Source organism: Citrobacter sp. CK202, assembly GCF_030333225.1.
GTDB classification, from domain to species: Bacteria; Pseudomonadota; Gammaproteobacteria; order Enterobacterales; family Enterobacteriaceae; genus Citrobacter_B; species Citrobacter_B koseri.
The window spans coordinates 632,948-658,721 of the sequence record NZ_JAOWGI010000028.1 but is presented as its reverse complement, the minus strand read 5'-3'; the positions used below and the strand labels follow the sequence as shown (position 1 = coordinate 658,721).

Annotated in this window: 24 protein-coding genes; 17 read left to right on the top strand and 7 right to left on the bottom strand. The window is 55.2% G+C overall.

What is annotated here, in order from left to right:
* Positions 1-13: 13 nt before the first annotated feature.
* A complete protein-coding gene (gene ybiO, locus OGX84_RS19185; RefSeq protein WP_275166471.1) occupies positions 14-2,248 on the top strand; it encodes a mechanosensitive channel protein in 2,235 nt (744 codons plus the stop codon).
* Here the strand turns inward: ybiO and rlmF are convergent.
* Entirely contained in the window at positions 2,245-3,171 is a 927-nt protein-coding gene (gene rlmF / locus OGX84_RS19180) for a 23S rRNA (adenine(1618)-N(6))-methyltransferase RlmF (protein WP_286458299.1), read from the bottom strand. The two genes, ybiO and rlmF, sit on opposite strands and share 4 nt — an antisense overlap.
* Before the next feature lie 286 nt (positions 3,172-3,457).
* Here rlmF and mcbA point away from each other — a divergent pair, with 286 nt between their 5' ends.
* From mcbA to ybiJ, 3 genes are all read left to right on the top strand, one after another.
* Complete coding sequence (gene mcbA, locus OGX84_RS19175; protein WP_012133167.1) at positions 3,458-3,718, top strand: DUF1471 family periplasmic protein McbA; 261 nt, start codon at positions 3,458-3,460, stop codon at positions 3,716-3,718.
* A 191-nt stretch (positions 3,719-3,909) separates the two neighbouring features.
* Positions 3,910-4,176 carry a DksA/TraR family C4-type zinc finger protein gene (locus OGX84_RS19170; RefSeq protein WP_275166469.1) on the top strand — a complete coding sequence of 89 codons (267 nt, stop codon included), beginning with the start codon at positions 3,910-3,912 and terminating at the stop codon, positions 4,174-4,176.
* 287 nt (positions 4,177-4,463) lie between these two features.
* Positions 4,464-4,724, top strand: coding sequence for a DUF1471 family protein YbiJ (ybiJ, locus tag OGX84_RS19165; RefSeq protein ID WP_012133170.1), 261 nt, complete (start codon positions 4,464-4,466; stop codon positions 4,722-4,724).
* Between the two features lie 121 nt (positions 4,725-4,845).
* Here ybiJ and ybiB read toward each other — a convergent pair whose 3' ends face one another.
* A complete protein-coding gene (ybiB, locus tag OGX84_RS19160; protein WP_012133171.1) occupies positions 4,846-5,814 on the bottom strand; it encodes a DNA-binding protein YbiB in 969 nt (322 codons plus the stop codon).
* Positions 5,815-6,067: 253 nt separating this feature from the next.
* Here ybiB and OGX84_RS19155 point away from each other — a divergent pair, with 253 nt between their 5' ends.
* The 5 genes from OGX84_RS19155 to OGX84_RS19135 all read left to right on the top strand — a co-directional run bounded on the left by OGX84_RS19155 (position 6,068) and on the right by OGX84_RS19135 (position 11,443).
* Entirely contained in the window at positions 6,068-6,604 is a 537-nt protein-coding gene (locus OGX84_RS19155; RefSeq protein WP_047457960.1) for a fimbrial protein, read from the top strand.
* Between the two features lie 69 nt (positions 6,605-6,673).
* Positions 6,674-7,348: a fimbrial biogenesis chaperone gene (locus OGX84_RS19150; protein ID WP_049011139.1), complete on the top strand. Its 675-nt coding sequence runs from the start codon at positions 6,674-6,676 to the stop codon at positions 7,346-7,348.
* 30 nt (positions 7,349-7,378) lie between these two features.
* Positions 7,379-9,922 (top strand): fimbria/pilus outer membrane usher protein, encoded by a 2,544-nt coding sequence (locus tag OGX84_RS19145; protein WP_286458298.1) that lies wholly within the window; start codon positions 7,379-7,381, stop codon positions 9,920-9,922.
* Positions 9,923-9,944: 22 nt separating this feature from the next.
* Positions 9,945-10,934 carry a fimbrial protein gene (locus OGX84_RS19140; protein ID WP_049011137.1) on the top strand — a complete coding sequence of 330 codons (990 nt, stop codon included), beginning with the start codon at positions 9,945-9,947 and terminating at the stop codon, positions 10,932-10,934.
* Between the two features lie 5 nt (positions 10,935-10,939).
* Positions 10,940-11,443: a fimbrial protein gene (locus tag OGX84_RS19135; protein WP_104869153.1), complete on the top strand. Its 504-nt coding sequence runs from the start codon at positions 10,940-10,942 to the stop codon at positions 11,441-11,443.
* On the opposite strand, the gene dinG is transcribed toward OGX84_RS19135, so the two are convergent.
* Together dinG and rhlE are read right to left on the bottom strand one after the other, a co-directional pair.
* On the bottom strand, positions 11,430-13,607 hold the full coding sequence (dinG, locus tag OGX84_RS19130) for an ATP-dependent DNA helicase DinG (RefSeq protein ID WP_112002205.1): 2,178 nt from the start codon (positions 13,605-13,607) through the stop codon (positions 11,430-11,432). The genes OGX84_RS19135 and dinG overlap by 14 nt on opposite strands.
* A 96-nt stretch (positions 13,608-13,703) precedes the next feature.
* Positions 13,704-15,062, bottom strand: a complete 1,359-nt coding sequence (gene rhlE / locus OGX84_RS19125; RefSeq protein ID WP_047457973.1) for an ATP-dependent RNA helicase RhlE — start codon at positions 15,060-15,062, stop codon at positions 13,704-13,706.
* A gap of 229 nt (positions 15,063-15,291) precedes the next feature.
* Between rhlE and cecR the strand changes: the two genes are divergently transcribed.
* The 5 genes from cecR to OGX84_RS19100 all read left to right on the top strand — a co-directional run bounded on the left by cecR (position 15,292) and on the right by OGX84_RS19100 (position 21,029).
* A complete protein-coding gene (cecR, locus tag OGX84_RS19120) occupies positions 15,292-15,969 on the top strand; it encodes a transcriptional regulator CecR (RefSeq protein WP_071259642.1) in 678 nt (225 codons plus the stop codon).
* Positions 15,966-16,961, top strand: a complete 996-nt coding sequence (gene hlyD, locus OGX84_RS19115; protein WP_112002204.1) for a secretion protein HlyD — start codon at positions 15,966-15,968, stop codon at positions 16,959-16,961. Before cecR ends, hlyD begins: the two co-directional genes overlap by 4 nt.
* The gene (locus tag OGX84_RS19110; RefSeq protein WP_112002203.1) at positions 16,954-18,690 is read left to right on the top strand and encodes an ATP-binding cassette domain-containing protein; all 1,737 of its coding nucleotides are present in this window, start codon (positions 16,954-16,956) and stop codon (positions 18,688-18,690) included. Before hlyD ends, OGX84_RS19110 begins: the two co-directional genes overlap by 8 nt.
* Positions 18,683-19,816: an ABC transporter permease gene (locus tag OGX84_RS19105; protein WP_012133183.1), complete on the top strand. Its 1,134-nt coding sequence runs from the start codon at positions 18,683-18,685 to the stop codon at positions 19,814-19,816. Before OGX84_RS19110 ends, OGX84_RS19105 begins: the two co-directional genes overlap by 8 nt.
* A 106-nt stretch (positions 19,817-19,922) precedes the next feature.
* Positions 19,923-21,029 carry an ABC transporter permease gene (locus OGX84_RS19100; RefSeq protein ID WP_286458296.1) on the top strand — a complete coding sequence of 369 codons (1,107 nt, stop codon included), beginning with the start codon at positions 19,923-19,925 and terminating at the stop codon, positions 21,027-21,029.
* Here the strand turns inward: OGX84_RS19100 and OGX84_RS19095 are convergent.
* The gene (locus OGX84_RS19095; protein ID WP_024130510.1) at positions 20,991-21,401 is read right to left on the bottom strand and encodes a YbhQ family protein; all 411 of its coding nucleotides are present in this window, start codon (positions 21,399-21,401) and stop codon (positions 20,991-20,993) included. The two genes, OGX84_RS19100 and OGX84_RS19095, sit on opposite strands and share 39 nt — an antisense overlap.
* Positions 21,402-21,534: 133 nt before the next feature.
* Between OGX84_RS19095 and OGX84_RS19090 the strand changes: the two genes are divergently transcribed.
* Genes OGX84_RS19090 through OGX84_RS19080 form a run of 3 tightly spaced genes read left to right on the top strand, consistent with a single transcriptional unit; the run spans position 21,535 to position 24,496 of the window.
* Positions 21,535-22,296, top strand: coding sequence for an endonuclease/exonuclease/phosphatase family protein (locus OGX84_RS19090; RefSeq protein WP_012133186.1), 762 nt, complete (start codon positions 21,535-21,537; stop codon positions 22,294-22,296).
* Positions 22,293-23,534 (top strand): cardiolipin synthase ClsB, encoded by a 1,242-nt coding sequence (clsB, locus tag OGX84_RS19085; RefSeq protein WP_198448335.1) that lies wholly within the window; start codon positions 22,293-22,295, stop codon positions 23,532-23,534. The genes OGX84_RS19090 and clsB overlap by 4 nt, the downstream gene beginning before the upstream one ends.
* The gene (locus tag OGX84_RS19080) at positions 23,534-24,496 is read left to right on the top strand and encodes a lysylphosphatidylglycerol synthase domain-containing protein (RefSeq protein WP_047457979.1); all 963 of its coding nucleotides are present in this window, start codon (positions 23,534-23,536) and stop codon (positions 24,494-24,496) included. Before clsB ends, OGX84_RS19080 begins: the two co-directional genes overlap by 1 nt.
* 69 nt (positions 24,497-24,565) lie before the next feature.
* Here OGX84_RS19080 and OGX84_RS19075 read toward each other — a convergent pair whose 3' ends face one another.
* Both OGX84_RS19075 and moaE read right to left on the bottom strand, forming a co-directional pair.
* Positions 24,566-25,270, bottom strand: a complete 705-nt coding sequence (locus tag OGX84_RS19075) for a Bax inhibitor-1/YccA family protein (protein ID WP_024130511.1) — start codon at positions 25,268-25,270, stop codon at positions 24,566-24,568.
* Positions 25,271-25,321: 51 nt separating this feature from the next.
* Complete coding sequence (gene moaE / locus OGX84_RS19070) at positions 25,322-25,774, bottom strand: molybdopterin synthase catalytic subunit MoaE (protein ID WP_058668823.1); 453 nt, start codon at positions 25,772-25,774, stop codon at positions 25,322-25,324.

The following is a 25,774-nucleotide window of genomic DNA, read 5'->3' as shown; positions in this document are numbered from 1 at the left end:
CACAGGAGGAGTCATGCGGCGGATCCTGTTCATCCTCTTTTTACTGCTGGGCGCCCCCGCGCATGCGGTCGCGATCCCCGGCGTCACAACGGACGCCTCAGGCAGTCAGGAGGCCGCGTCTGCGGCTGAACCCGATGTCGAACAAAAGAAAGCCGCCTACGCAGCGCTGGCGGATGTGCTGGAGAACGAGACCTCTCGCAAGGAGCTCATCGACCAGCTACGAAAAGTCGCCGCCACGCCGCCGCCAGAGCCCGTCCCTACGATAACGCCACCCACGGTTACGGAAGAAAAAACGGTACTGGAGAACGTAACCGACATCAGCCGGCATTACGGAGAAGCCCTCTCCGGGCGCTTTGCTCAGCTTTATCGTAACATCACCGACTCGCCGCATAAGCCGTTTAACACGCAGGCATTTACCAATGCCCTGACCCACTTCCTGATGCTGGCGGCCTCGGTGTTTGTCTTTTACTGGCTGATACGACTTTGCGCACTGCCGCTGTATCGCAAAATGGGTCAGTGGGCGCGCAAAAAAAATCGCGACCGCAGCAACTGGCTACAGCTTCCCGCAATGATTATCGGCGCATTTATCATCGATCTGCTCCTGCTGGCGCTGACCCTGTTTGTCGGGCAGATACTGAGCGACAGAATGAACGCCGGCAGCCGAACCATCGCCTTTCAACAAAGTCTGTTCCTGAACGCGTTTGCCCTGATTGAGTTTTTCAAAGCCATTCTGCGTCTGATCTTTTGCCCTAACGTAGCGGAGTTGCGTCCGTTCACGATTCAGGACGCCAGCGCGCGCTACTGGAATCGCCGTCTGAGTTCGCTCAGTAGCCTGATCGGCTATGGTCTGATCGTCGCCGTGCCGATTATCTCCAACCAGGTCAACGTCCAGGTCGGCGCGATGGCGAACGTCATCATCATGCTGTGCATTACGCTGTGGGCGCTGTATCTGATCTTCAAAAACAAAAAAGAGATCACCCAACATCTGCTGAATCTCGCGGAACGGTCGCTGGCCTTTTTCAGCCTGTTTATTCGCGCCTTCGCGCTGGTGTGGCACTGGCTGGCCAGCGCCTATTTTATCGTGCTGTTTTTCTTCTCATTGTTCGACCCGGGCAACAGCCTGAAGTTTATGATGGGCGCGACGGTACGCAGCCTGCTCATTATCGGTGTCGCCGCGTTTGTTTCCGGCATGTTCTCACGCTGGATAGCCAAAACCATTACGCTGTCGCCCCCTACGCAGCGCAACTATCCTGAGCTGCAAAAACGGCTGAACGGCTGGCTGTCAACCGCCCTGAAAGCCGCGCGAATCTTGACGGTTTGCGTGGCGATCATGCTGTTGCTCAACGCCTGGGGGTTATTCGACTTCTGGAACTGGCTGCACAACGGCGCGGGAGAAAAAACCGTCGATATTCTGATCCGCATTGCGCTGATCCTCTTTTTCTCTGCGGTCGGATGGACCATCCTCGCCAGCCTGATTGAGAACCGCCTGGCATCAGATATTCACGGCCGCCCCTTGCCCAGCGCGCGTACCCGAACCCTGCTTACGCTGTTTCGTAACGCCCTGGCGGTGATCATCAGTACAATCACTATCATGATCGTGCTGTCAGAGATTGGCGTGAACATTGCCCCCTTACTGGCCGGCGCCGGGGCGCTGGGGCTGGCGATTTCGTTCGGTTCGCAAACGCTGGTGAAAGATATTATTACCGGCGTATTCATCCAGTTTGAAAATGGGATGAATACCGGCGATCTGGTGACTATCGGCCCGCTGACCGGTACGGTGGAGCGAATGTCGATTCGCTCGGTAGGCGTGCGTCAGGATACCGGGGCGTACCACATTATTCCGTGGTCTTCGATTACTACCTTCGCGAACTTTGTGCGCGGCATTGGTTCGGTTGTGGCTAACTATGACGTGGATCGCCATGAAGATGCGGATAAAGCCAATCAGGCATTGAAAGACGCAGTGGCTGCGGTGATGGAGAGGGAAGATATTCGCGGGTTGATTATCGGAGAACCGTCATTCTCCGGGATCGTCGGGCTGACCAATACCGCCTTTACGCTGCGGGTCTCCTTTACCACCTTGCCCTTAAAACAGTGGACGGTACGCTTCGCGCTCGACAGCCAGGTGAAAAAACACTTCGATCTGGCGGGCGTTCGCGCGCCGGTGCAAACGTATCAGGTACTGCCCGCACCGACGATCAGTCAGGCGCCAGCGACAGCCCCCTTGCCGCCGAGCGAACCCACGCTTTAGCGCTTACGCGCCATAAAGCGGCGACGCTGATCGTCATCCATAAAGGTCCAGGCAATAAAGCGACTCTGCTTTTGCCCCTGGGCCATCTCCTTTTTGACCACTTTTACCGCCCCGACGTCCGTCAGCGCGCGGTATAGCGGCGGCAAATTTTCGCCGCGCGACACTAACGTGGTGAACCACATCACCTGGCGGCCAAAGGCCTGGCTTTCCGCGATCATCGTTTTGATAAACGCCACTTCCCCGCCTTCGCACCAGATTTCCTGCTGCTGGCCGCCAAAATTCAGGGCATCGTTTTTATCCTGCCCCAGATTGCGACGTTTGCGCTCGCTTCCCGCACGGGCAGAAGCCGCCGAATCGTGGAACGGCGGATTGCACAGCGTGGCGTCATACTGTTCATTCTTATGAATGATGCCGTTGAAGATTGCCGCAGGATCTTTCTGCCGACGCAGACGAATCGATCGGGTTAATCCTGGGTTGCCGCTGATGATCGCCTGGGCGCTGGCCAGCGCCTGCGCATGGACTTCGCTGCCGGTAAAGCGCCAGCCGTATTCATGCACGCCGATAAGCGGGTAAATGCAGTTCGCTCCTGTCCCCACATCCAGCACGCTCGCATCCGCCGGAATCGCGCCTGTGGCTTCGCCCAGCAGATCCGCCAGATGGTGAATATAATCGGCGCGGCCTGGCACCGGCGGGCACAGAAAGCCTTCGGGAATATCCCAGTTTGCCACCTGATAAAAATACGCCAGCAGCGCTTTATTGAGCGCCTTGACTGCCAGAGGATTCGCGAAATCAACGCTTTGCTCACCCGCAGGCGTACGGGTAAGAAATTGCGCCAGTTCTGGCGTGACCTGGCATAACGTCGCGAGATCGTAACGATGATGATGGCGATTACGTGGGTGCAATCCCGGTTTCTGGGCAGACATGGCATTCTCCTTTTAGCAGCGGCGTAAGATACTCGCATAACGCAACGCGGTAAACAAACCTGACGGAGAAAGCCCGCTTATACCGCAAACGAACACGGGTCGCTCCGCAGGCTTAGCGACAAAATCCTGGAAAATCAACAATCTGTATGTCATTGATTTGTCAATATTCGTCAAAAAATATCGTTCAAAAAACAAGCACATCATAATCAATTTTTTGCGTTAATTTTGCGTCATCAACGTCCTAAACTTATGAGGCACCACCTGTTGTTTCTAAGAGGATGCCGTTATGAAAAAATGCCTCACCGTACTGGCTGCTGCTCTGCTCACTGGCATGAGTTTTAGTGCATTCGCCGCGCAGCCGCTTAGCAGCTCAGAAGCAGGCCAGCTCAGACCCGCCGGGACCGTCTCAGCAACGGGCGCGACGACGCTGAGCGAACTTGAAAATAAACTGGCAGAAAAAGCGCGTGAACAAGGCGCCAAAGGTTTTGTCGTCAATTCTGCCGGTGGCGATAACCAAATGTATGGCACTGCCACTATCTACAAATAACCCCCTACCAGGTAACTGCATTCCCACCGAATGCAGTTTTCCTTAGCATAGAAAACTTCCCCCGTCTTTTTCATTCGCTGATGTTTTTCGCTGACTGATATACCGGCCTGCTTCTGCGCTATTGACTGTACGATTTTTGACCCCATATTCACTACACTTACCGTGTGGAATAAAGGTGGAGGAACCGGTATATGGCATCCGGGTGGGCGAACGACGACGCCGTTAATGAACAAATCAACAATACTATTGAAGATGCTGTCGCCCGCGTTCGCGGCGAAATTCCTCAAGGCGAAAGCCTGTATGAATGTGAAGAGTGCGGCGATCCTATCCCGAAAGCGCGGCGTAAAGCCGTTCCGGGAGTAAGGCTATGCATTGCCTGCCAGCAGGAGAAAGATTTACATAACTCAACATTCTCAGGATATAATCGCAGGGGATCGAAAGATAGCCAGTTACGCTAACTTTTCTTTACGTAAAACAACAGCGTAAGCATGTTCTTTTACTCTCATGCTTTTTCACCTTCTGCGTGGCAAAATGTGCCGTTACTCTCTCTTCTGTAAAGTGAAACGGCAAGAAGCGTAAATCCATGTTTTGAATTTATTAATAATCAATAAGTTATTTGTCATTCAAATTATTTGATGGATGACGTCAATTCTATTCGATTTTATCTCCCGCAAAAAACCGTGATACTTATCACATCGACGGAACAACGTCTTACTACACAAGAATAACCTGCGAGAGATTAATCATGAAAAATATCAAATATGCTGTTGCTGCTATCGCTCTGTCTACCCTGTCATTTGGCGTTTTCGCTGCCGAGCCGGTAACGGCTTCCCAGGCGCAAAGCATGAATAAAATCGGTGTTGTTTCTGCGGAAGGCGCCACCACTCTGGATGGCCTGGAAGCGAAACTGGCTGAGAAAGCGGCAGCTGCCGGCGCAACCGGTTATAGCATCACTTCCGCAACCAACAACAACAAAATGAGCGGCACTGCTGTTATCTACAAATAATTTCACGCGTTTCTGTTATACCCGTCTGTTTGCCGACAGACACACTGCTCCAACCCTCATTGAACCTGTGTTACCCTTGTTCGCCCGTCCGCCACTGGACGGGCTTTTTTTTGCCTGACGCTTAAAAATGCTGCGCTACCCGCGCAAGCCCTTCCGTTAACGTCGCCGCTTCTCCCGTAGCCACCAGGCAGCACGCCATCTGAATTTTCAGGGAAGCCGGGATCGGCTCGCTTCCCGCCAGGCAGCGCTCAATCCAGCGGGCGGTGGTTTCCGGGTCTTTTGCCGCAGGCAGCGGCACCGGCTCGTCGGGCATCTCGCTCTGGCGATCCTGAAGCACCTGCACGCCGGAACGGTCGATCAGGCTGATTTGCGGGCAACGCTGTGGATTGGCATACACCTCCCCTTCCGTGCCGTGCATCAGCAAACCGCGCCCGCCGATGTCGGCAAAAAATTTCGCGACGCGCGGAACGTACTCCGGGTGCGAGACGCTGGACAACCGCAAGGCGGCATCTTCCGCAAACGGCGTCGCTAACTTCGCCAGCGTGTGCGCGCTGTTACGCACGCCCAGCCGCCAGCGCATTGCCAGCTGTTTTTCCAGCGGCGGGCACAGCGTACCAACAGGAATAAACACCGGCTCGTGCCCATCCAGTTTCGCCTGGGCCTGACCGGCGTGCAGCGTCGGCGCAATCCCCATCAGTTCGAAAATGGTCTCCGTCAGTACGCGCGTCGGATCTTCGCTTACGCCATGTACCACCACCGGAAAGCCCAGTTTATGCAGCAGAATCGCCAGCAACGGCGTCAGGTTCGCCTGTTTGCGCGCCCCGTTGTAGCTGGGGATGACAATCGGCATCGGTTTGGCGACCGGCGGCGTAAGCGTAATCGTGTGGTTCTGCATGGCTTCATAAAAGCCCAGCATCTCCGCTTCGCCTTCCCCTTTAATACGCAACGCGATCAACACGCCGCCCATTTCCAGTTCGGGCACATCGCCATTCAACATATGGGTATACAGGCCGCGCGCGGTATCCTGATCCAGGTCGCGGGCGTGATTTTTACCTCGACCGACCTCTTTGATGATTTTGCGATAATCCATGACATTCTCCACTGCGACATTTTTTTAACAATATAGCCCCTCTGGAGACCCGGCCGTTAGTTTTTTATCTCAGCCATCAATCACCTGTTTTTGTAGTAATTATTAAAACGCAAGCATTAGTTCAAATATTTGTGATTTTTATACACGATTCTAATCTGTAAACAATCTGATTAAATATCTGGCGAAGAGTTATTGAGGGTCCACGGTGAAAACGTCCAGGCTGGTTTTCACCACTTATACACCAGGATTTATGATGAACAAGGTTGCTTTAGGTTTATTCATCGCTGCAACAGTAGGATGTTCCGCATCCGCATTTGCGGCAACAAATGGCGAAGGTCAGATTAACTTTACGGGTGAAATCATTGACTCCGCTTGTCAGGTCGTTAATGGGTTAAGTAACCCGCTAAATGTCGAGTTGGGCAGAGTGTCTAAAACCGTATTTTCTGGCGCAGGCTCTACCAGCACACCAACGAAATTCGATATTCAGCTAAAAGACTGCCCGGAAACGGTGACCTCTGCCGCCATTAATTTTGGCGGTACGCCGGATACAGATAACAGCACGACCCTGGCATTAACGCCAGACACGGAGACGGCTACCGGTGTGGCAATTCAGTTGCTCGACTCGTCAGAGCAACCCGTCAGCTTATATACCCCTTCCCGTCAATATCCACTGACGGCAGGAAGCACGGTAAACGATCTGGAATTTGCAGCGCGTTATATTCAGACTCAGGCTGCCGTTACGGCCGGCCCGGCAAATTCCGTATCTACCTTTACCGTTATCTATAACTGATATTATCCATCCGAAGATATTAGCCCTTTCTTCAGGGCTAATATCTTTTATTCATGCTGAGAAATATTTATGCGTCACGGTTATTTACTGAGCACTCTTTTTCTGGTAGCAGCGACAGCGCATGCTGGCGTTATTATTAACGGCACCCGTCTTGTGTACCAGGGAGACAAAAAGGAATCCTCGCTTGGTCTTTCAAACCCAGATTCAACGGACTATCTGGTACAATCCTGGGTCGATTCCGGCAGTAAAAATCCGGGCAACACCCCCTTTCTGATTACGCCGCCGCTGTTTCGCCTGAATGCGAAAGAAGACAACGTTCTGCGGGTTATTCGCACAGGCGGCAATCTGCCTGAGGATCGTGAATCGCTGTACTGGCTGAATATCAAGGCTATTCCATCCTCAAAACACGTTGAGGGGGTAAATACCCTGCAAATCGCGATCAACACGCGTATTAAATTATTGTATCGCCCATCCTCCGTGAAAGGTAAGCCAGAAGAGGTTGCTGACAAACTGGAATGGCATCGTGAAGGTCACGATCTGGTCGTCAATAACCCGACGCCGTTTTATATGAATTTCCAGAGCGTGATGATTAATGGTCATAAAATCAGTAAAGCGACCTGGGCAGTACCTGAAACGGCAACCCACATGGCTCTGCCCGCCAATACTGGCGGTAACACCGTGACCTATTCCATTATTACTGATTACGGCAGCATCAGCCGAACCTGGTCTAAGCCTGTCCATTAAGATAACGGCGCACAGGCAATTAAAATAATCATGTACCGCGATAAAAAGCCGTTTTCCTGCAAATTATTCACACTGCTGCCCCTGTTATGTGGCCTGGCAGTGTTCTGTTTTGCGCAGCAAACGCGGGCAGATGATTATTTTAACCCGGCGCTCCTGGATATTGATAATCCCCGACAGGAAAAAACCGATTTATCGGTATATGAAAAAGGTCCAGGACAAGCACCAGGAAAATACCAGGTATCAATCTTTATTGATAATAATAAAGTCGACACCCGCGATGTCACATTTAAATTACAGAAAGATGTTAAGGGCAACCGTTCACTCCAGCCCTGTTTCAGCCTGGATGATTTAAAGAGTCTCGGCATTAAAACGAAAGCGTTTCCGAAGCTCATGGCACAAGGAAAATGCGCAGATTTAAGCGCCATTCCCGCCGCCTCCGCCACGTTTCGCGTGCGCAACCAGCAGCTATTGCTCAGTATTCCCCAGTCAGCGCTGGGCCAGATTCCGCGCGGTTATATCGACCCAAAAACGTTCGATGAAGGCATTACCGCCGGTCTACTGAACTACAGCGCCAACGCCAGTCAGAGCGACGCCCGCCGACAGGGTGAACAGGATAACAGCAGCCAGTATGTCAACCTGCGTCCCGGGTTCAACATCGGCGCCTGGCGCGTGCGCAATTACTCAACCTGGAATCGTAACGTCACGGGCCATGACGAACAGCAGAAATTCTCGTCGGTTTATACCTACGCGCAGCGCGATATCGTGGCGATGAAAAGCGATCTCACGGTAGGGCAAAGCACCTCTCCGGCGGACGTGTTCGACAGCGTGCCTTATACCGGCGTACAACTCAATTCCGACAGCGACATGCTGCCGGATAGCGAAAAAGGCTATGCGCCGATTATCCGTGGCACCGCACACAGTAACGCCCTGGTGATGGTTCGTCAGAACGGCTACGTCATTTATCAGAACACCGTAGCGCCAGGCGCATTTGAAATTAACGATCTCTACCCGACGGGCAGCAGCGGCGACTTGCAGGTCACCGTCAAAGAGACGGACGGCAGCGAAAGCCATTTCGTGGTGCCCTACGCCTCCGTACCCGTGTTGCAGCGTGAAAAAAACCTGCGCTATAGCGTAACTGCCGGTCGCTATCGCGCCTATGACAAAGACGTCGAGCAAACTCCATTTGCTCAGGGGAGCGCGATCTATGGCCTACCTTATGGTTTTACCGCCTATGGCGGCGCACAGCAAAGCCGCCATTACCAGTCGCAGGCGATCGGCACCGGGAAAAACCTGGGGGATTTAGGCGCGTTTTCTGTCGACGTCACGCGGGCCAAAGCATTGCTGAAACAGCAGCAGGCCAGCACGGGGCAGTCATGGCGCGTGCGTTACAGCAAAGATTTTGCAGGCGCAGGCACCAACTTTTCCCTGGCCGGGTATCGCTATAACAGTAAGGGTTTTTACACCCTGGAAGACACAATGGAGTCCTATACCCGCGCCAGCGACTGGTCCGCCCCGCAGCAGCGCCGAGCGCGTACCGAAGCCACTGTCGATCAGACGCTCGGCGAGAGCTGGGGGTCTTTTACGCTGAGTCTGGTCAAAGAGACCTACTGGAGCCAGCGCCAGGATATGACCTCCATGAGCCTCAGCTACAACAACAGCTGGCATGGCGTGAGCTATAGCCTGAGTTACAGCATGAACAAAAACACCAGCGACAGCGATGAAAACGGTGAGTCCGTTACCCATGACAACCAGTTCGCGCTGAGCGTTTCGGTTCCACTCGACCACTGGATGCACAACACCTGGGCGACGTACAACCTGAACAACAGTCAAGACGGCGCCACGCAAAACATTGGCCTTAACGGTACCGCTCTGGCCGAAGACAACCTGAACTGGAATATCCAGGAAGGCGTGAGCAATACCGGAAGCGGCAACTCAACCAGTATGAATACCGATTACAAAGGAACCTATGGCGAAGTGAGCGGCGGCGTCAGCCAGGACAGCCATCAACGGAGCGTTAATATGGGTCTGCAAGGCGGCGTTGTGGCGCACGCCAACGGCATCACTCTGACGCAACCGCTCGGTGAAACCATCGCGCTGGTGAAAGCACCGGGAACACATGGCACACACATTACCAATCAGACCGGCGTCAAAACCGATTTTCGCGGCTATACCGTTGTGCCATTTGTATCAGCCTACCGCCACAACACGATTGCCCTGGACACAGAAACACTGCCAGACGATGCCGACGTAACCCATGCCGCGCGAATAGTAACCCCAACGCGCGGCGCGGTAGTCCGCGCCAGTTTTAACACCCGCGTGGGCAGCAGGGTTTTAATGATGCTCACGCAAAACGGTAAGCCGTTGCCCTTTGGCGCAACCGTCACCACCGACGATAAAGACAGCGAGTTTATTGTTGGCAACGGCGGTCAGACTTATCTCTCCGGTTTACCTCAGCACGGAACGCTCTTCGTGTCGTGGGGTCAGGATGCCAGCGAACACTGCATCGCAGAGTACACGCTAACGGATGAGAGACATAAAACCAGCATCATTAACGCTGCCGCGCAGTGTCATTGATTCACCATGCAGACTCAACATTATGCAAATGATTAAACAGTGTTTTTTCCTCCTGATTTTGGCCAGCGCAGCCTTGTTTATGCCGCATGCAAAGGCGGCCTGCACAACGCCGGATATGCCCAAAATGATCAACGTGGCATCTGTTTCCGTACCGACGACGCTGGCGATTGGTGAGACCATTCCAGGAACAGAGCAAACCGTACACGTTGCCGGACAGTGCGATCAAAGTATTGATAGCGGTCTGGAAATTGTCTCCTGCTATTACGGAACAGGCGCTGAGATACCAGGCCTGAGAGGGGTGTACGACTCCGGGGTGCCCGGCGTTGGCATCGCGCTGATGAACGAGCAAGGCCAGCGGATCAGCGGCGCAGGCGGCGTACAGTGCGATTCACGCGGCACGCCGATCGGTTATGTATCCAGCGATGGGCAGCAGTCATTTAACTTCAACGTCACGCTTGAACTGGTGAAAACCGGCAGTGACGTGACCTCCGGTACACTGGTGCAGGCGCAAACAGAGTTTGGGATTGGCGTGTTTGGTCACGAAGGTATCGGGAGTCCTAACCACATTGCCTATGCCGGCAATGTGGATCTCGAAACCGTAACCTGCTCCGTGTTACCGAAAAACCTGACCGTCAATCTGGGCGACTTTCCGATCAGTGATTTTATGGGAGTAGGCACCCTCTCGATGCCAGCACAAAATTTTAACGTTACGGTCAATTGTAATTCCACCGTACAGCCTGAAGTGAAGATCACCAGTGCGAATGGCTACGAATCGGGTTTTGCCGGCGTGATGAAACTGACTCAGCAAAGCGGGATGGCGACCGGCGTCGGCGTCAGAATGCTGTTTGATGGCAATATCGCCACCTTCGACAACTACGTCAACACGCAAAGCGAGGCAAAAGCCAACGAAACGCTGGATATTCCGTTCCAGGTCCGCTATGAGCAAATCAGCGACGACGTTACGCCAGGCCCGGCAAATACCGTCGCCACGATTACGCTGGCCTATAAGTGATCGCGATGAAAAAAATGGTTTTCTTACTCACCGCAGGTCTGATGACGTATGCCTGCGCAGATGATATCCAGGTGCAAATGGTGGGTAACATCTATGCCAACACCTGCTCCGTGGACAGCGCCAGTAAAGATTTAACCGTCGATTTGGGGCAGGCGTCATCGAGTGATTTCAAAGACGTAGGCGATACCGGCGAATGGAAAGCGTTTTCCCTGGAAGTAACGCATTGCCCAAAAACACTCACGCTGGCCAACGCGTTTTTTTACGGACAGGCCGATAGCGTACACCCGACCAAATTTGCCAACAGCGGCAATGCGAAAGGGCTTGCGCTGGAGCTGGCCGATCGGCAGGACAATATTCTCATCGCCCCGCAGGCAAGCTTTAACGTGCTGATCAACCAAAGCGATCACACGGCCACTTTCCCGTTAGCCGCCCGCTATTACGCCACGTCCATGCCCGTCAGCGCGGGCTCGTTCGATAGTGTCATACAGGTCACGTTTACCTATCAGTAGGAGAGCGCCCCTTCGCACGGATGCTTTTTTTACGCCCGGCAACCACTTTTGTCGGGCGTTTTTTTACCTCCGGCACTTCCGGGCGTTCAATCGGAAATACCGGGAGCGCATTCAGCAAACGCTGCCCGTAGCTTTTGGTTAACAGACGCTTGTCGTAAATCACCACCTCTCCCCAGCAGCCGTGGCTACGAATCAAACGGCCCACCTGCTGGATCAGGTTAAACGACGCGCTTGGCAGGCTCTGCACTTCAAACGGGTAGCGATTCAGGCTTTTCAGCCACTCGCCTTCGGTGATCACCACCGGGCTGTCGATGGGAGGAAACGCAATCTTGTGAATATGCACCTGAGTCAGCAGGTCGCCTTTCAGATCCAACCCCTCGGCAAAAGATTGCAGGCCAATCAGCACGCTGCGCTCGCCGTTCGCCACCCGCTTACGGTGCAGTTCCACCAGGCGATAGCGCGGCTGATCGCCCTGAACCAGCAGCAAAAGACGCAAATCGGTCACATGCTCCAGAAAGCGCTGCATCGCCCGTCCGCTGGCAAACAAAACCAGCATGCCGTGGTGTTTTTTGCTTTCCAGCGCCTGACGGAAATAGGCCGCCATCTCCGCAATATGCTGCTCTTCGTTATCAATCAACGGTTCATAGCGCATCTGCGGAATGACAATTTTACCCTGTTCCACATGATTAAAGGGGGAGTCCAGCGCCACAAAGCGATCGCCCGCTTTCTCCTTCAGGCCGCTCATCTCCTGCAAGCGCGAGAAGCTGTTAAGCGAACGCAGGGTCGCCGACGTTACAATAATATGCGGCACGCTGCGCCAGAGCAGCCTTTCAAGCTGATCGCTGACGCGAATGCCCACACAGTGGAACCAGACGTGTATCTGCCCATCGCGCGCCTCCCGCGTGGCCCACTTAGAGACCGGCGCACCGGAAGACTGCGCCAGCGACGCCAGCCGCCAGAGCTTGCTTTGCGCCTCAAACATGCCCAGCGCGCGATTCATCTGCAAAATCACCCGGTGCAGGCGCACAATATCGTGCGAGCCGGTTTTCTCGCTGAGATCGTTAAGGAACAGCTCCGCCAGCCCACGCAGCATTTCCGTCAGCTTCGCCAGCCGCTGGCAGATCGCCATGATCTCATCCGGTAACTCGCCCATCGCAAAGCGGTGCTCAGCGTCCTGCGTCGCAGGCATATACAGATTCAGGATGTTGTTGAGCGAGGCAATCAGCTCGTACAACTCTTCGCAGTGCGCATTCAGGCGCTCAGGATTCGCCAGCGGCGGCGTGGTTTTCGGGCGAAACTGTTCCAGGCAGGTCGCCACCAGCTTAGTGAACAGATCCAGTTGCAGGCGATACCAGGGGGCGGAGATCTCAGCGCTCATCTCCAGCGCGTCGCGCGCGACATCCGGCAGATGGTGGCCTTCGTCCAGCACCAGCAGAAGATTTTTCGGCTCCGGCAGCACCGCTTCGCTCTCCATCGCCGCCATCACCAGCGCATGGTTCGCCACCACCACTTCAGCTTCCTGAATTTCCCGTCGGGCGACAAAAAAAGGGCATTCGCGGTAGTAATGGCAATTGCGGTTCAGGCAGTTGGCTTTATCGGTGCTCAGGCGCTTCCAGAGCGCGTCGTCAATGGCGATATCGGTATGATCGCGCAACCCGTCCCATTTGTAGCTGTCAAGATCGCCCTTTAGCCTGGCGCAGCGCTTTTGCTCTTCCTGGTTATTCGGCGTCAGTTCGTCATCCAGAAACGCGAGCAGATCCTGTTGATTCGGTTCGCTGCTGGCCAACGCCGCCAGATTACGCGGGCAAACGTAGCGCCCACGACCAAACGCGGCGGTAAACCGCAAGTCAGGAATGATTTTGCGCAGCAGCGGGAGATCTTTGCTGTAGATCTGATCCTGCAACGCCACGTTGGCGGTGCTCACCACCAGCGTTTTTTGTTCTTCGCGGGCAATGGCAATACCGGGAATAAGGTAAGAGAGGGTTTTCCCGACCCCGGTCGGCGCCTCAATCGCCAGATGACGACCTTCTTCACCCGCCAGCGTTTTGGCGACATCGGCAATCATCTGCCGCTGCGGCGCACGGGGGATAAAGTCGGGGATCTGCTCCTGAAGCGCCTTATACCAGGCGGCGATTTGCGCTTTAAGCGCAGCGGTCAATGCCATGAGAAAACCTGAAATACTGTATAAACAGCCACTATTGTGGCACTTTCTGGCGCGGGTCGCAAAAAGAAAAGCCCGACCTTTCGGCCGGGCTCGCAATTAATCCGCCAGTCTGCGCGGGCGGCGCGGCGGACGCGGTTTATCGCCGCCTGGCTTACCTTCTCCGCTGCGCGGTTTGGCTTTCGGCGCCCCGCCATCATTGCGACGTGGTTGCTGGGCGCGGCCTGCTCCGCCCTGTCCCTGGCCCTGGCCTCGGCCGCGACCACCGCCGCCACGCTGCTGCTGGCGACCGTTCTGAATCGGCTCCGCTTTAATTGACGGGTCTGGTTCATAACCCGGCGTGGTGATGCGCGGGATCTCTTTTTTCAGCAGCTTCTCGATATCGCGCAGCAGTTTGTGTTCATCAACGCAGACCAGCGATAACGCTTCGCCGGTCGCGGCGGCACGACCGGTACGGCCGATACGGTGAACGTAATCTTCCGGGACGTTTGGCAGCTCATAGTTCACCACATGCGGCAGCTCTTCGATATCCAGCCCGCGCGCCGCGATGTCGGTCGCCACCAGGACGCGGATATCGCCGGATTTGAAATCAGCCAGTGCGCGGGTACGCGCGCCCTGAGATTTATTACCGTGGATCGCCGCACTGCGAATGCCGTCTTTATTCAGCTGTTCCGCCAGATGGTTGGCGCCGTGTTTGGTACGGGTAAAGACCAGCACCTGCTGCCAGTTGCCTTTGCCAATCATCTGCGACAACAGTTCGCGCTTGCGTTTTTTATCCACGAAATGAACGTGCTGGGTCACCTGCTCAGAAGCGGTATTACGGCGCGCCACTTCAATTTCCAGCGGGTTATGCAACAGCTTTTCAGCAAGCGCTTTAATGTCATCGGAGAATGTGGCGGAGAACAGCAGGTTCTGGCGCTTCGGCGGCAGTTTTGCCAGCACGCGGCGAATATCGTGGATAAAGCCCATGTCGAGCATACGGTCAGCTTCATCCAGCACCAGAATCTCAATCTGATCCAGCTTCACCGCGTTTTGATGTTCCAGGTCGAGCAAACGCCCCGGCGTTGCCACCAGCACGTCAACGCCGCCGCGCAGTTTCATCATCTGCGGGTTAATGCTGACGCCGCCAAACACGACCAGAGAGCGAATGTTCAGGTATTTACTGTAATCCCGGACGTTTTCGCCAATTTGCGCCGCCAGCTCACGGGTCGGCGTCAGAATCAACGCGCGTACCGGGCGACGGCCCTTCGCGTGCGGCTGCTGCGTGATCAGATGTTGTAACAGCGGCAGCGTAAAACCGGCTGTTTTACCCGTCCCCGTCTGGGCGCTGGCCATCAGGTCGCGGCCTTCCAGCACCGCAGGGATCGCCTGCTGCTGAATAGGGGTAGGTTCACGGTAACCCTGCTCGGCAATCGCGCGCAAAATATCAGGATTCAACCCAAGGGAATCAAAAGACATAACTACTCCGAACCGCCCCGACCGTTACCGGTGTAGTTTTCAGGGAGATACTCACAAGAGGGATGACAAAAACCACAATGTCATGAAGGGGCGGAGTGTAGCAGTTTTTGTGACATACCGCATAAATTATCCCCGTGACTGGAAAAAACAAAATAAACCACCACACTGGACAAGAACAATTATCGGTCATAATCTTAATCAATCGATTGATTAAGAATTAGGTTGCGCGATGAATACCCCAACCATGACGACGAAAGGCGAACAGGCCAAAAGCCAGCTTATCGCCGCTGCGCTGGCGCAGTTTGGCGAATACGGCCTCCATGCCACCACGCGCGACATTGCCGCCCAGGCCGGACAAAATATCGCCGCCATCACTTACTACTTTGGCTCCAAAGAGGATTTATACCTCGCCTGCGCCCAGTGGATAGCCGATTTCATCGGCGCCCAGTTTCGCCCTCATGCCGAGGAAGCGGAACGACTGTTCGCCCAGCCGCAGCCCGATCGCGCCGCAATGCGCGAGCTGATCCTGCGCGCCTGCAAAAATATGATCATGCTGTTGACCCAGGACGACACGGTTAACCTGAGCAAATTTATTTCGCGCGAGCAGCTCTCCCCGACGGCGGCTTACCAACGGGTGCACGATCAGGTTCTCAACCCCCTTCACACGCATCTGACGCGCCTGATTGCGGGGTATACCGGCCGCGATCCGGGAGATACGCAAACCATTCTCCACACGCACGCGCTGCTGGGCGAAGTGCTGGCCTTCCGCCTGGGGAAAGAAACCATTTTGCTGCGTACCGGCTGGTCAACGTTTGATGAAGAGAAAACAGAACAGATTTACCAGACGATCACCTGTCATATCGATCTCATTCTGCAAGGCTTAACGCAAAGGAGTCAGGAGCAATGAAAAAACCTGTCGTTATCGCACTGGCTGTCGCGGCGCTGGTCGCCGTGCTTGCCGGTGGTACATGGTGGTATCAGAGTCGGCAGGATAACGGGCTGACGCTCTACGGCAATGTGGATATTCGCACCGTCAATATGAGTTTTCGCGTCGGAGGCCGGCTGGCTTCGCTGGCCGTTGACGAAGGCGACGCCATTACGTCCGGGCAGGTATTGGGCGTGCTGGATAAAGCCCCGTACGAGAACGCGTTGATGCAGGCTAAAGCAGGCGTCTCCGTCGCCCAGGCGCAGTATGATCTGATGCTCGCGGGGTATCGCGATGAAGAGATAGCCCAGGCCGCTGCCGCCGTGAAACAGGCGCAGGCCGCATTTGATTATGCGCAGAACTTTTATCAGCGCCAGCAGGGATTGTGGAAAAGCCGCACGATTTCCGCCAACGACCTGGAAAACGCTCGCTCATCCCGCGATCAGGCGCAGGCGCAGCTGAAATCCGCACAGGACAAATTGAGCCAGTACCGTACCGGTAACCGCCAGCAGGATATCGCCCAGGCAAAAGCCAGCCTCGAACAGGCGCAGGCGCAGCTGGCGCAATCAGAACTCGATTTACAGGATACAACGCTGATCGCCCCCTCTGACGGTACGCTGTTAACCCGCGCGGTAGAGCCCGGCAGTATGCTCAACGCAGGCAGCACCGTGCTGACGCTGTCGCTGACTCGTCCGGTATGGGTTCGCGCCTACGTGGATGAACGCAACCTCAGCCAGGCACAGCCCGGCCGCGAAATTTTACTCTACACCGATGGCCGCCCTGACAAGCCTTACCACGGCAAAATCGGCTTCGTATCGCCGACCGCTGAATTCACCCCGAAAACCGTTGAAACGCCGGATCTGCGCACAGACCTGGTCTATCGACTGCGCATTGTGGTGACTGACGCGGACGATGCGCTGCGCCAGGGAATGCCTGTGACGCTAACGTTCAGCGACGAGGCGCGGCATGAATGACGCCGTCATTACGTTAAACGGCCTGGTGAAGCGCTTCGCCGGAATGGAAAAACCGGCGGTCGCCCCGCTCGACTGTACGATCCACGCCGGTTATGTCACGGGTCTGGTCGGGCCGGATGGCGCAGGCAAAACCACGCTGATGCGGATGCTGGCAGGGCTGCTCAAGCCCGATAGCGGCAGCGCGTCGGTGATCGGGTTCGATCCGATCAAAAACGACAGTGAATTGCATGCGGTACTTGGTTACATGCCGCAAAAATTTGGTCTGTATGAAGATCTGACCGTGATGGAGAATCTCAATCTCTATGCGGACTTACGCAGCGTAACGGGCGAAGAACGGCAAAAAACGTTTGCCCGTCTGCTGGAATTTACCGCCCTCGGCCCCTTCACCAAACGGCTGGCAGGCAAGCTCTCGGGCGGGATGAAACAAAAACTCGGGCTGGCCTGTACGCTGGTCGGCGAGCCGAAAGTGCTGCTGCTTGACGAACCGGGCGTCGGCGTTGACCCCATCTCCCGTCGCGAGCTGTGGCAAATGGTGCATGAACTGGCGGGTGACGGCATGCTTATCCTGTGGAGTACGTCATACCTGGACGAAGCCGAACAGTGTCGCGACGTGCTGCTGATGAACGAAGGAGAGCTGCTGTATCAGGGCGAACCGACTAAGCTAACGCAGACCATGGCAGGACGCAGTTTCTTAATGAGCAGCCCGCAGGAGAATAACCGCAAGCTCCTGCAACGCGCGTTGAAACTGCCGCAGGTGAGCGACGGTATGATTCAGGGGAAATCGGTACGGCTGATCCTGAAAAAAGAGGCTACCGCAGAGGATATCCGCCGGGCCGAAGGGATGCCGGAGATAACGATTAACGACACCACGCCGCGCTTTGAAGATGCCTTTATCGACCTGCTTGGCGGCGCGGGTACGTCGGAGTCTCCGCTCGGCGCGATCCTGCATACCGTTGACGGCACGCCGGGTGAGACGGTCATTGAGGCCAAAGAACTGACCAAAAAATTCGGCGACTTCGCCGCCACCGACCACGTTAACTTCGCCGTTGAGCGCGGAGAAATCTTCGGTCTGCTCGGCCCCAACGGCGCGGGGAAATCCACCACGTTCAAGATGATGTGCGGTTTGCTGGTGCCAACTTCCGGCAAAGCGCTGGTGCTGGATATGGATTTGAAAGTCAGCTCCGGCAAGGCGCGCCAGCATTTAGGGTATATGGCGCAAAAATTTTCCCTGTACGGCAACCTGACGGTAGAGCAAAACCTGCGTTTTTTTTCCGGGGTTTATGGCCTGCGAGGCCGGGCGCAAAACGAAAAAATCACCCGCATGAGCGAAGCCTTCGGCCTGAAAAGCATCGCCTCTCATGCGACGGATGCGCTGCCGCTCGGTTTTAAACAGCGTCTGGCGCTGGCCTGTTCGCTGATGCATGAACCCGACATTCTGTTTCTCGATGAACCTACCTCCGGCGTCGATCCCCTCACCCGCCGTGAGTTCTGGCTGCACATCAACAGCATGGTAGAAAAAGGGGTCACGGTGATGGTCACCACCCACTTTATGGACGAAGCGGAATACTGCGACCGTATCGGGCTGGTTTATCGCGGCAAGCTGATCGCCAGCGGGACGCCGGACGATCTGAAAGCGCAGGCGGCAGACGACGACACGCCGGACCCGACGATGGAGCAGGCCTTCATCACGCTCATTCACGACTGGGATAAGGAGCATGCTCATGAGTAACGCCCTGCTCTCCTGGCGGCGCGTACGCGCGCTGTGCGTGAAAGAGACGCGTCAGATTATCCGCGATCCCAGTAGCTGGCTGATCGCCGTGGTGATCCCGCTGCTGTTGCTGTTTATTTTTGGCTACGGGATTAACCTCGACTCCAGCAAGCTGCGGGTCGGCATTCTGCTCGAACAACAGAGCGAGGAGGCGCTGGATTTCACCCACGCTATGACCGGTTCGCCGTATATCGACGCCACCATCAGCGATAGCCGCCATGAGCTTATTGAGAAAATGCAGGCCGGGCGCATTCGCGGGCTGGTGGTGATCCCGGTCGATTTTGCGCAAAAGATGGCGCGAGAGAATGACACCGCGCCGATACAGGTTATCACCGACGGCAGCGAACCGAACACCGCCAACTTCGTGCAGGGTTACGTGGAGGGGGTCTGGCAGATCTGGCAAATGCAGCGGGCTGAAGATCGTGGGGAAGAATTTGAACCGCTGATCGACGTGCAGACCCGCTACTGGTTTAACCCGGCGGCCATCAGCCAGCACTTTATCATTCCCGGCGCGGTCACCATTATCATGACGGTGATTGGCGCCATTCTCACTTCGCTGGTGGTTGCACGAGAGTGGGAGCGCGGGACGATGGAGGCCCTGCTCTCGACCGAGGTGACGCGCGCAGAGTTGTTGCTGTGCAAACTGATCCCCTACTACTTCCTCGGCATGCTGGCGATGCTGCTGTGTATGCTGGTGTCGGTGTTTATTCTTGGCGTGCCCTGGCGCGGCTCGCTGGTGATTCTGTTTCTTATCACCAGCCTGTTTCTGCTCAGTACGCTGGGAATGGGACTGCTGATTTCCACCATTACCCGTAACCAGTTTAACGCCGCGCAGGTCGCGCTGAACGCCGCTTTTTTACCGTCGATTATGCTGTCAGGCTTTATTTTCCAGATAGACAGTATGCCTGCCGTCATCCGCGCGGTGACTTACATTATTCCGGCGCGCTATTTCGTCAGCACCCTGCAAAGCCTGTTTCTGGCGGGGAACATCCCCATTGTGTTGATCGTTAATACGTTATTTTTAATCGCTTCGGCAGCCATGTTTATCGGCCTGACGTGGATGAAGACCAAACGCCGGCTGGATTAAGTTTTCTGCCTGATGGCGCTTCGCTTATCAGGCCTACGACCACATATTTTGTAGGCCGGATAAGGCGCCGCCGTCATCCGGCATGGCATGCATAAGGGAGAGAAACATGTTTCATCGCCTGTGGACATTAATCCGCAAAGAGCTGCAATCGCTGTTACGCGAGCCGCAGACCCGCGCGATCCTGATCTTACCGGTGCTGATCCAGGTGCTGCTGTTTCCCTTTGCCGCCACGCTGGAAGTGACCAATGCCACCATTGCCATTTATAACGAAGATAATGGCAAACATGCCGTCGAGCTGACGCAACGGTTCGCGCGCGCCAAAGCGTTTACCCATATCCTGCTGCTAAAAAGCCCGCAGGAAATCCAGCCGACGATCGACACGCAAAAAGCGCTGCTGCTGGTGCGCTTTCCGGCCGATTTTTCCCGTCACCTGGATAACCTCCAGCCCGCGCCGCTACAGCTCATTCTTGATGGCCGTAACTCCAACAGCGCGCAAATCTCCGCCAATTATCTCCAGCAGATCGTCAAGGATTATCAGCAGGAGCTGATAGAGGGCAAACCCAAGCCCAACAACAGTGAGCTGGTGGTACGCAACTGGTACAACCCGAATCTGGACTATAAGTGGTTTGTGGTGCCGTCCCTGATCGCCATGATCACCACAATAGGCGTCATGATCGTCACCTCGCTTTCCGTTGCCCGCGAGCGTGAACAGGGTACGCTGGATCAACTGCTGGTTTCCCCTCTCACCACCTGGCAAATTTTCATCGGTAAAGCGGTGCCCGCGCTGATTGTCGCCACTTTTCAGGCCACGATCGTACTGGCTATTGGCATCTGGGCGTACCACATCCCCTTTGCCGGTTCGCTGGCGCTGTTCTACTTCACAATGGTGATTTACGGGCTGTCGCTGGTTGGATTTGGCTTGTTAATCTCGTCACTCTGCTCCACCCAACAGCAGGCTTTCATCGGCGTATTCGTCTTTATGATGCCTGCTATCCTGCTATCGGGATATGTTTCTCCGGTCGAGAACATGCCGGTATGGCTACAAAATCTGACGTGGATAAACCCTATCCGCCATTTTACGGACATCACCAAGCAGATTTATTTGAAAGATGCGAGTCTGAAGATCATCTGGGGGAGTTTGTGGCCGCTACTGGTGATCACGGCCACAACGGGGTCAGCGGCGTATGCGATGTTTAGACGCAAAGTGATGTAGCTTTTTCTCCTTCGCCAGCAGCGAAACCACAGCAGGCCCGGCAAGGATCGCCAGCCCAGCCAGCGCCAACAGCAGGTTGTTGTGCAGTACGCGGGACAGCAGCCACAGGGCAATCATCGCGGCGCCGAAATACCAGGTGGTCGTCAGCTCTTCCAGCACATCCGCAACGTCGCGCCAGCGCTGTTCGTGGTGGCGTTGTAACGCCAGCATCAGCAGCACCGTCACGCCATAAAGCACGCATAATCCCAGGCCGACACGGACTAAAGCGCCGCTCATCCAGCCCATTACCAGCAGCGCCACTACCAGTAAATGCAACATTATCTGCCAGCAACTAAGACCCGTTGCGACACGAACACGTTGTTGCCACCTCATGGCTTTTTCTCCTGAAGGATTTTTATCTAATTATTCAGAGTACCGAACTTTACGGAAAATTCCGTAAGACCGCATCTTTTTGTGACGACGACTACACTATTTCAATCAGGATAGTGACGCGGACAGGAAGAAAATGATCCAACAAACGCGAAATTTTTCATTCAAAGTGCTCACAATTAACACGCATAAGGGTTTTACCGCCTTTAATAAGCGCTTTATTCTGCCGGAGCTGCGCGACGCCGTCAGAACCGTCAGCGCGGATATTGTCTGCCTCCAGGAAGTGATGGGCGCGCATGAAGTTCATCCGCTGCACGTCGAGAACTGGCCTGATACCACCCATTACGAATTTCTTGCCGACACCATGTGGAGCGATTTCGCCTATGGTCGTAATGCCGTCTACCCGGAAGGGCATCACGGCAACGCGGTACTGTCGCGCTATCCGATTGAACACTATGAAAATCGCGATGTCTCCGTCGGCGGCAGTGAAAAACGCGGCGTGCTGTATTGCCGTATTGTTCCGCCGATGCTGGCTCAGCCAATTCATGTGATGTGCGTGCATCTCGGCTTACGGGAAGGCCACCGCCAGGCGCAGCTGGATATGCTGGTTGAATGGGTTAACGCCCTTCCCGAATCCGAACCCGTGGTGGTCGCCGGGGATTTCAACGACTGGCGGCAGAAAGCCAACTATCCGTTAAAAGCGTCTGCGGGGCTGGAGGAGATCTTCACCCGCGCGCATGGCCGCCCGGCGCGCACCTTTCCGGTCAGGCTGCCGATACTGCGACTCGATCGTATATACGTCAAGAATGCCAATGCCAGCTCTCCTGCGGCGTTGCCGTTGCGTAACTGGCGACATTTATCTGACCATGCCCCTCTTAGCGCGGAGATACATCTATGAAATGTGGATGGCGTGAAGGCAATCAGATTCAGCTACTGGAAAACGGCGACCAGTTCTATCCCGCCGTGTTTGACGCCATCGCGCAGGCACAGCAGAGGATCATCCTGGAAACCTTCATCTGGTTTGAAGATGACGTAGGTAAGCAGCTACACGCGGCGCTGCTTAAAGCGGCCAGACGCGGCGTAAAAGCGGAAGTGCTGTTAGACGGCTACGGCTCACCTGACCTCAGCGAGGCGTTTGTCGGGGAACTGACCGCAGCGGGGATAATCTTCCGCTATTACGATCCGCGTCCTCCCTTGTTCGGCATGCGCACCAACCTCTTTCGCCGTATGCACCGTAAAATCGTGGTTATTGACGATCGGGTCGCGTTTGTCGGCGGGCTGAATTACTCCGCAGAACATATGTCCGATTACGGCCCGGAAGCCAAACAGGATTACGCCGTTCGCGTCGAGGGGCCGGTCGTGGAGGATATTTTGCAGTTTGAGCTGAAAAACCTGCCGGGGCAAAGCGCCGCGCGCCGCTGGTGGCGACGCCATCATCGCGCCGAAGAAAACCGGAAACCCGGCGAAGCGCAGGTGCTGTTTATCTGGCGCGATAATGATGAACATCGCAACGATATTGAACGTCACTATCTGAAGATGCTTACGCAGGCGAAACGTGAAGTGATTATCGCCAATGCCTATTTCTTTCCCGGCTATCGCCTGCTGCATGCCATGCGCAAAGCCGCCCGACGCGGCGTGCGGGTAAAACTGGTGATCCAGGGGGAACCCGATATGCCCATCGTCAAAGTCGGCGCGCGTCTGCTGTACAACTATCTGGTGAAAGGCGGCGTCCATGTCTATGAATATCGCCGTCGCCCGCTGCACGGCAAAGTGGCGTTGATGGACGATCACTGGGCGACCGTCGGCTCCAGCAACCTCGATCCGCTCAGTCTGTCGCTTAACCTTGAAGCAAACGTCATTATTCATGACCGCACGTTTAACCAGACGCTGCGCGACAACCTGAACGCCATTATCGCCAATGATTGCAAGCAGGTGGACGAGTCTATGCTACCGAAGCGCACCTGGTGGAATCTGAGCAAAAGCGTGCTGGCGTTCCACTTCCTGCGTCACTTCCCGGCGCTGGTCGGTTGGCTGCCGGCGCACACGCCGCATCTGGCGCAGGTTGAACCGCCCGCTCAACCGACGATGGAAACGCAGGATCGGGTCGAAGCGGAAAACACGGGGGTGAAGCCCTGATGTCAACATCACACCCGCGATGGCGGCTGGCGAAAAAGATCCTCACCTGGCTGTTTTTTATTGCGGTGATTGTCCTGCTGGTCATTTATGCCGGAAAGGTCAACTGGGAAGATGTCTGGACGGTGATCCGGGATTACAACCGGATTGCGCTGTTGAGCGCGGTTGGACTGGTGATTGTCAGCTACCTTCTTTACGGCTGCTACGATCTGCTGGGACGCTTTTACTGCGGCCACAAGCTGGCGAAGCGGCAGGTCATGCTGGTGTCGTTTATCTGTTACGCCTTCAATCTGACGTTAAGCACCTGGGTCGGCGGAATCGGTATGCGCTACCGTCTGTACTCCCGCCTCGGCTTACCGGGGAGCACCATCACGCGTATTTTTTCGCTGAGCATTACCACCAACTGGCTGGGCTATATTCTGCTGGGCGGAATTATTTTTACCTTCGGCGTCGTGCAACTCCCGGCCCACTGGTATATCGATGAAAATACGCTGCGCATTCTCGGTATTGTGTTGTTGCTGGTGATAGCCGTCTACCTGTGGTTTTGCGCCTTTGCGAAACGGCGTCATATCACGATTAAAGGCCAAAAGCTGATGCTTCCGTCATGGAAATTCGCCCTCGCGCAGATGGGGATTTCCAGCGCTAACTGGATGGTGATGGGCGCCATTATCTGGCTGCTGATGGGGCAAGACGTTAATTATTTCTTTGTACTTGGCGTGCTGCTGGTGAGCAGTATTGCCGGAGTGATCGTGCATATCCCGGCCGGGATCGGCGTTCTGGAAGCCGTGTTTATGGCGCTGCTGGCGGGTGAGCATACGTCGCAAGGCACCATTATCGCCGCCCTGCTCGCCTGGCGTGTGCTCTATTATTTTATTCCGCTATTGCTGGCGTTGATTTGCTATCTGCTGCTGGAAAGTCGGGCAAAGAAGCTGCGGGCGAAAAACGAGAAAGCCTTAGCGAAGTGACGGGTTATTTGCTGCTTATCAGGTGTATTACCGGCCTAACCTGTAGGCCGGATACAGCGTTCACGCCAATTAACGGCGATTACCGAAAATACGCAGCAGCATCAGGAACAGGTTGATGAAGTCCAGATACAGCGTTAACGCGCCGAGAATCGAGTATTTCCGCAGCGTCGAGCTGTCACGAACATCAATCTGCTCGCCAATGTTTTTCAGCTTCTGCGTGTCATAGGCGGTCAGGCCGACAAAGACAACCACCCCGATATAGGTTACCGCCCACATCAACGCTTCGCTTTTGAGCCAGAAGTTGACCAACGATGCCAGAATGATACCGATCAGCGCCATAAACAGCATGCTGCCCCAGCCGCTGAGATCGCGTTTCGTGGTGTAGCCATACAGGCTCATCACGCCAAACATCCCGCCGGTCACGACAAACGTGCTGGCGATAGACGAATAGGTATAAACGATAAAAATGCTCGACAGCGTCAGGCCCGTCAACGCCGAATAGAGCATAAACAGCGTGGTCGCCATCCCGGCGCTAAGTTTTTGCACCATTGCCGACAGCGCAATAACCAGCGCAAGCTGGGCGATAATCAAGCCAAAGAAGGTGATTTTGCTGGAAAAGACAAACATCATCACCGCAGGCGTATTCGCTGCATACCAGGCGATAAATGCGGTCAGCAGCAGCCCAACCGTCATCCAGCCATATACCTGCGCCATATACGTTTGCAGGCCGGAACGGGTCTGTACGATAGAATCGGATCGTGGGAATCGGTCCATGATGATCTCCTGATTAAAAGTGATACCCCTGAATAAGGGTATCACATTCTGCTACCAGCGTTTTGCCGCCTGCCGATCGCTATCGCGCGCTTCCACCCAGCGCTCGCCTTCCGGCGTCGCTTCACGCTTCCAGAACGGCGCGCGGGTTTTCAGATAATCCATAATGAATTGCCCGGCCTCGAACGCGCTGCTACGGTGCGCGCTGGTTACGCCGACAAAGACAATCTCATCGCCCGGCCACAGTTCGCCAATACGATGGATCACCGTCACGCGCCCCAGCGGCCAGCGCGAGCGCGCCTCGTCCACGATATCCGCCAGCGCTTTTTCCGTCATCCCCGGGTAATGTTCCAGCGTCAGCGCTTTAACGCTGTCGCCCAGATTATGATTACGGACTTTACCGGTAAAGGTTACGACAGCGCCATCTTCATCACGCTCCGCCAGCCAGGGGTACTCCTCCCCGACGCTGAACGGCGCATGGCCAACGATCACTCGCGTTTCAGCCAT

Coding starts and splice junctions, on each gene's coding strand:
- ybiO (WP_275166471.1), top strand. CDS start 14: ATGCGGCGGATCCTGTTCATCCTCTTTTTACTGCTGGGCGCCCCCGCG.
- rlmF (WP_286458299.1), bottom strand. CDS start 3,171: ATGTCTGCCCAGAAACCGGGATTGCACCCACGTAATCGCCATCATCAT.
- mcbA (WP_012133167.1), top strand. CDS start 3,458: ATGAAAAAATGCCTCACCGTACTGGCTGCTGCTCTGCTCACTGGCATG.
- OGX84_RS19170 (WP_275166469.1), top strand. CDS start 3,910: ATGGCATCCGGGTGGGCGAACGACGACGCCGTTAATGAACAAATCAAC.
- ybiJ (WP_012133170.1), top strand. CDS start 4,464: ATGAAAAATATCAAATATGCTGTTGCTGCTATCGCTCTGTCTACCCTG.
- ybiB (WP_012133171.1), bottom strand. CDS start 5,814: ATGGATTATCGCAAAATCATCAAAGAGGTCGGTCGAGGTAAAAATCAC.
- OGX84_RS19155 (WP_047457960.1), top strand. CDS start 6,068: ATGAACAAGGTTGCTTTAGGTTTATTCATCGCTGCAACAGTAGGATGT.
- OGX84_RS19150 (WP_049011139.1), top strand. CDS start 6,674: ATGCGTCACGGTTATTTACTGAGCACTCTTTTTCTGGTAGCAGCGACA.
- OGX84_RS19145 (WP_286458298.1), top strand. CDS start 7,379: ATGTACCGCGATAAAAAGCCGTTTTCCTGCAAATTATTCACACTGCTG.
- OGX84_RS19140 (WP_049011137.1), top strand. CDS start 9,945: ATGCAAATGATTAAACAGTGTTTTTTCCTCCTGATTTTGGCCAGCGCA.
- OGX84_RS19135 (WP_104869153.1), top strand. CDS start 10,940: ATGAAAAAAATGGTTTTCTTACTCACCGCAGGTCTGATGACGTATGCC.
- dinG (WP_112002205.1), bottom strand. CDS start 13,607: ATGGCATTGACCGCTGCGCTTAAAGCGCAAATCGCCGCCTGGTATAAG.
- rhlE (WP_047457973.1), bottom strand. CDS start 15,062: ATGTCTTTTGATTCCCTTGGGTTGAATCCTGATATTTTGCGCGCGATT.
- cecR (WP_071259642.1), top strand. CDS start 15,292: ATGAATACCCCAACCATGACGACGAAAGGCGAACAGGCCAAAAGCCAG.
- hlyD (WP_112002204.1), top strand. CDS start 15,966: ATGAAAAAACCTGTCGTTATCGCACTGGCTGTCGCGGCGCTGGTCGCC.
- OGX84_RS19110 (WP_112002203.1), top strand. CDS start 16,954: ATGAATGACGCCGTCATTACGTTAAACGGCCTGGTGAAGCGCTTCGCC.
- OGX84_RS19105 (WP_012133183.1), top strand. CDS start 18,683: ATGAGTAACGCCCTGCTCTCCTGGCGGCGCGTACGCGCGCTGTGCGTG.
- OGX84_RS19100 (WP_286458296.1), top strand. CDS start 19,923: ATGTTTCATCGCCTGTGGACATTAATCCGCAAAGAGCTGCAATCGCTG.
- OGX84_RS19095 (WP_024130510.1), bottom strand. CDS start 21,401: ATGAGGTGGCAACAACGTGTTCGTGTCGCAACGGGTCTTAGTTGCTGG.
- OGX84_RS19090 (WP_012133186.1), top strand. CDS start 21,535: ATGATCCAACAAACGCGAAATTTTTCATTCAAAGTGCTCACAATTAAC.
- clsB (WP_198448335.1), top strand. CDS start 22,293: ATGAAATGTGGATGGCGTGAAGGCAATCAGATTCAGCTACTGGAAAAC.
- OGX84_RS19080 (WP_047457979.1), top strand. CDS start 23,534: ATGTCAACATCACACCCGCGATGGCGGCTGGCGAAAAAGATCCTCACC.
- OGX84_RS19075 (WP_024130511.1), bottom strand. CDS start 25,270: ATGGACCGATTCCCACGATCCGATTCTATCGTACAGACCCGTTCCGGC.
- moaE (WP_058668823.1), bottom strand. CDS start 25,774: ATGGCTGAAACGCGAGTGATCGTTGGCCATGCGCCGTTCAGCGTCGGG.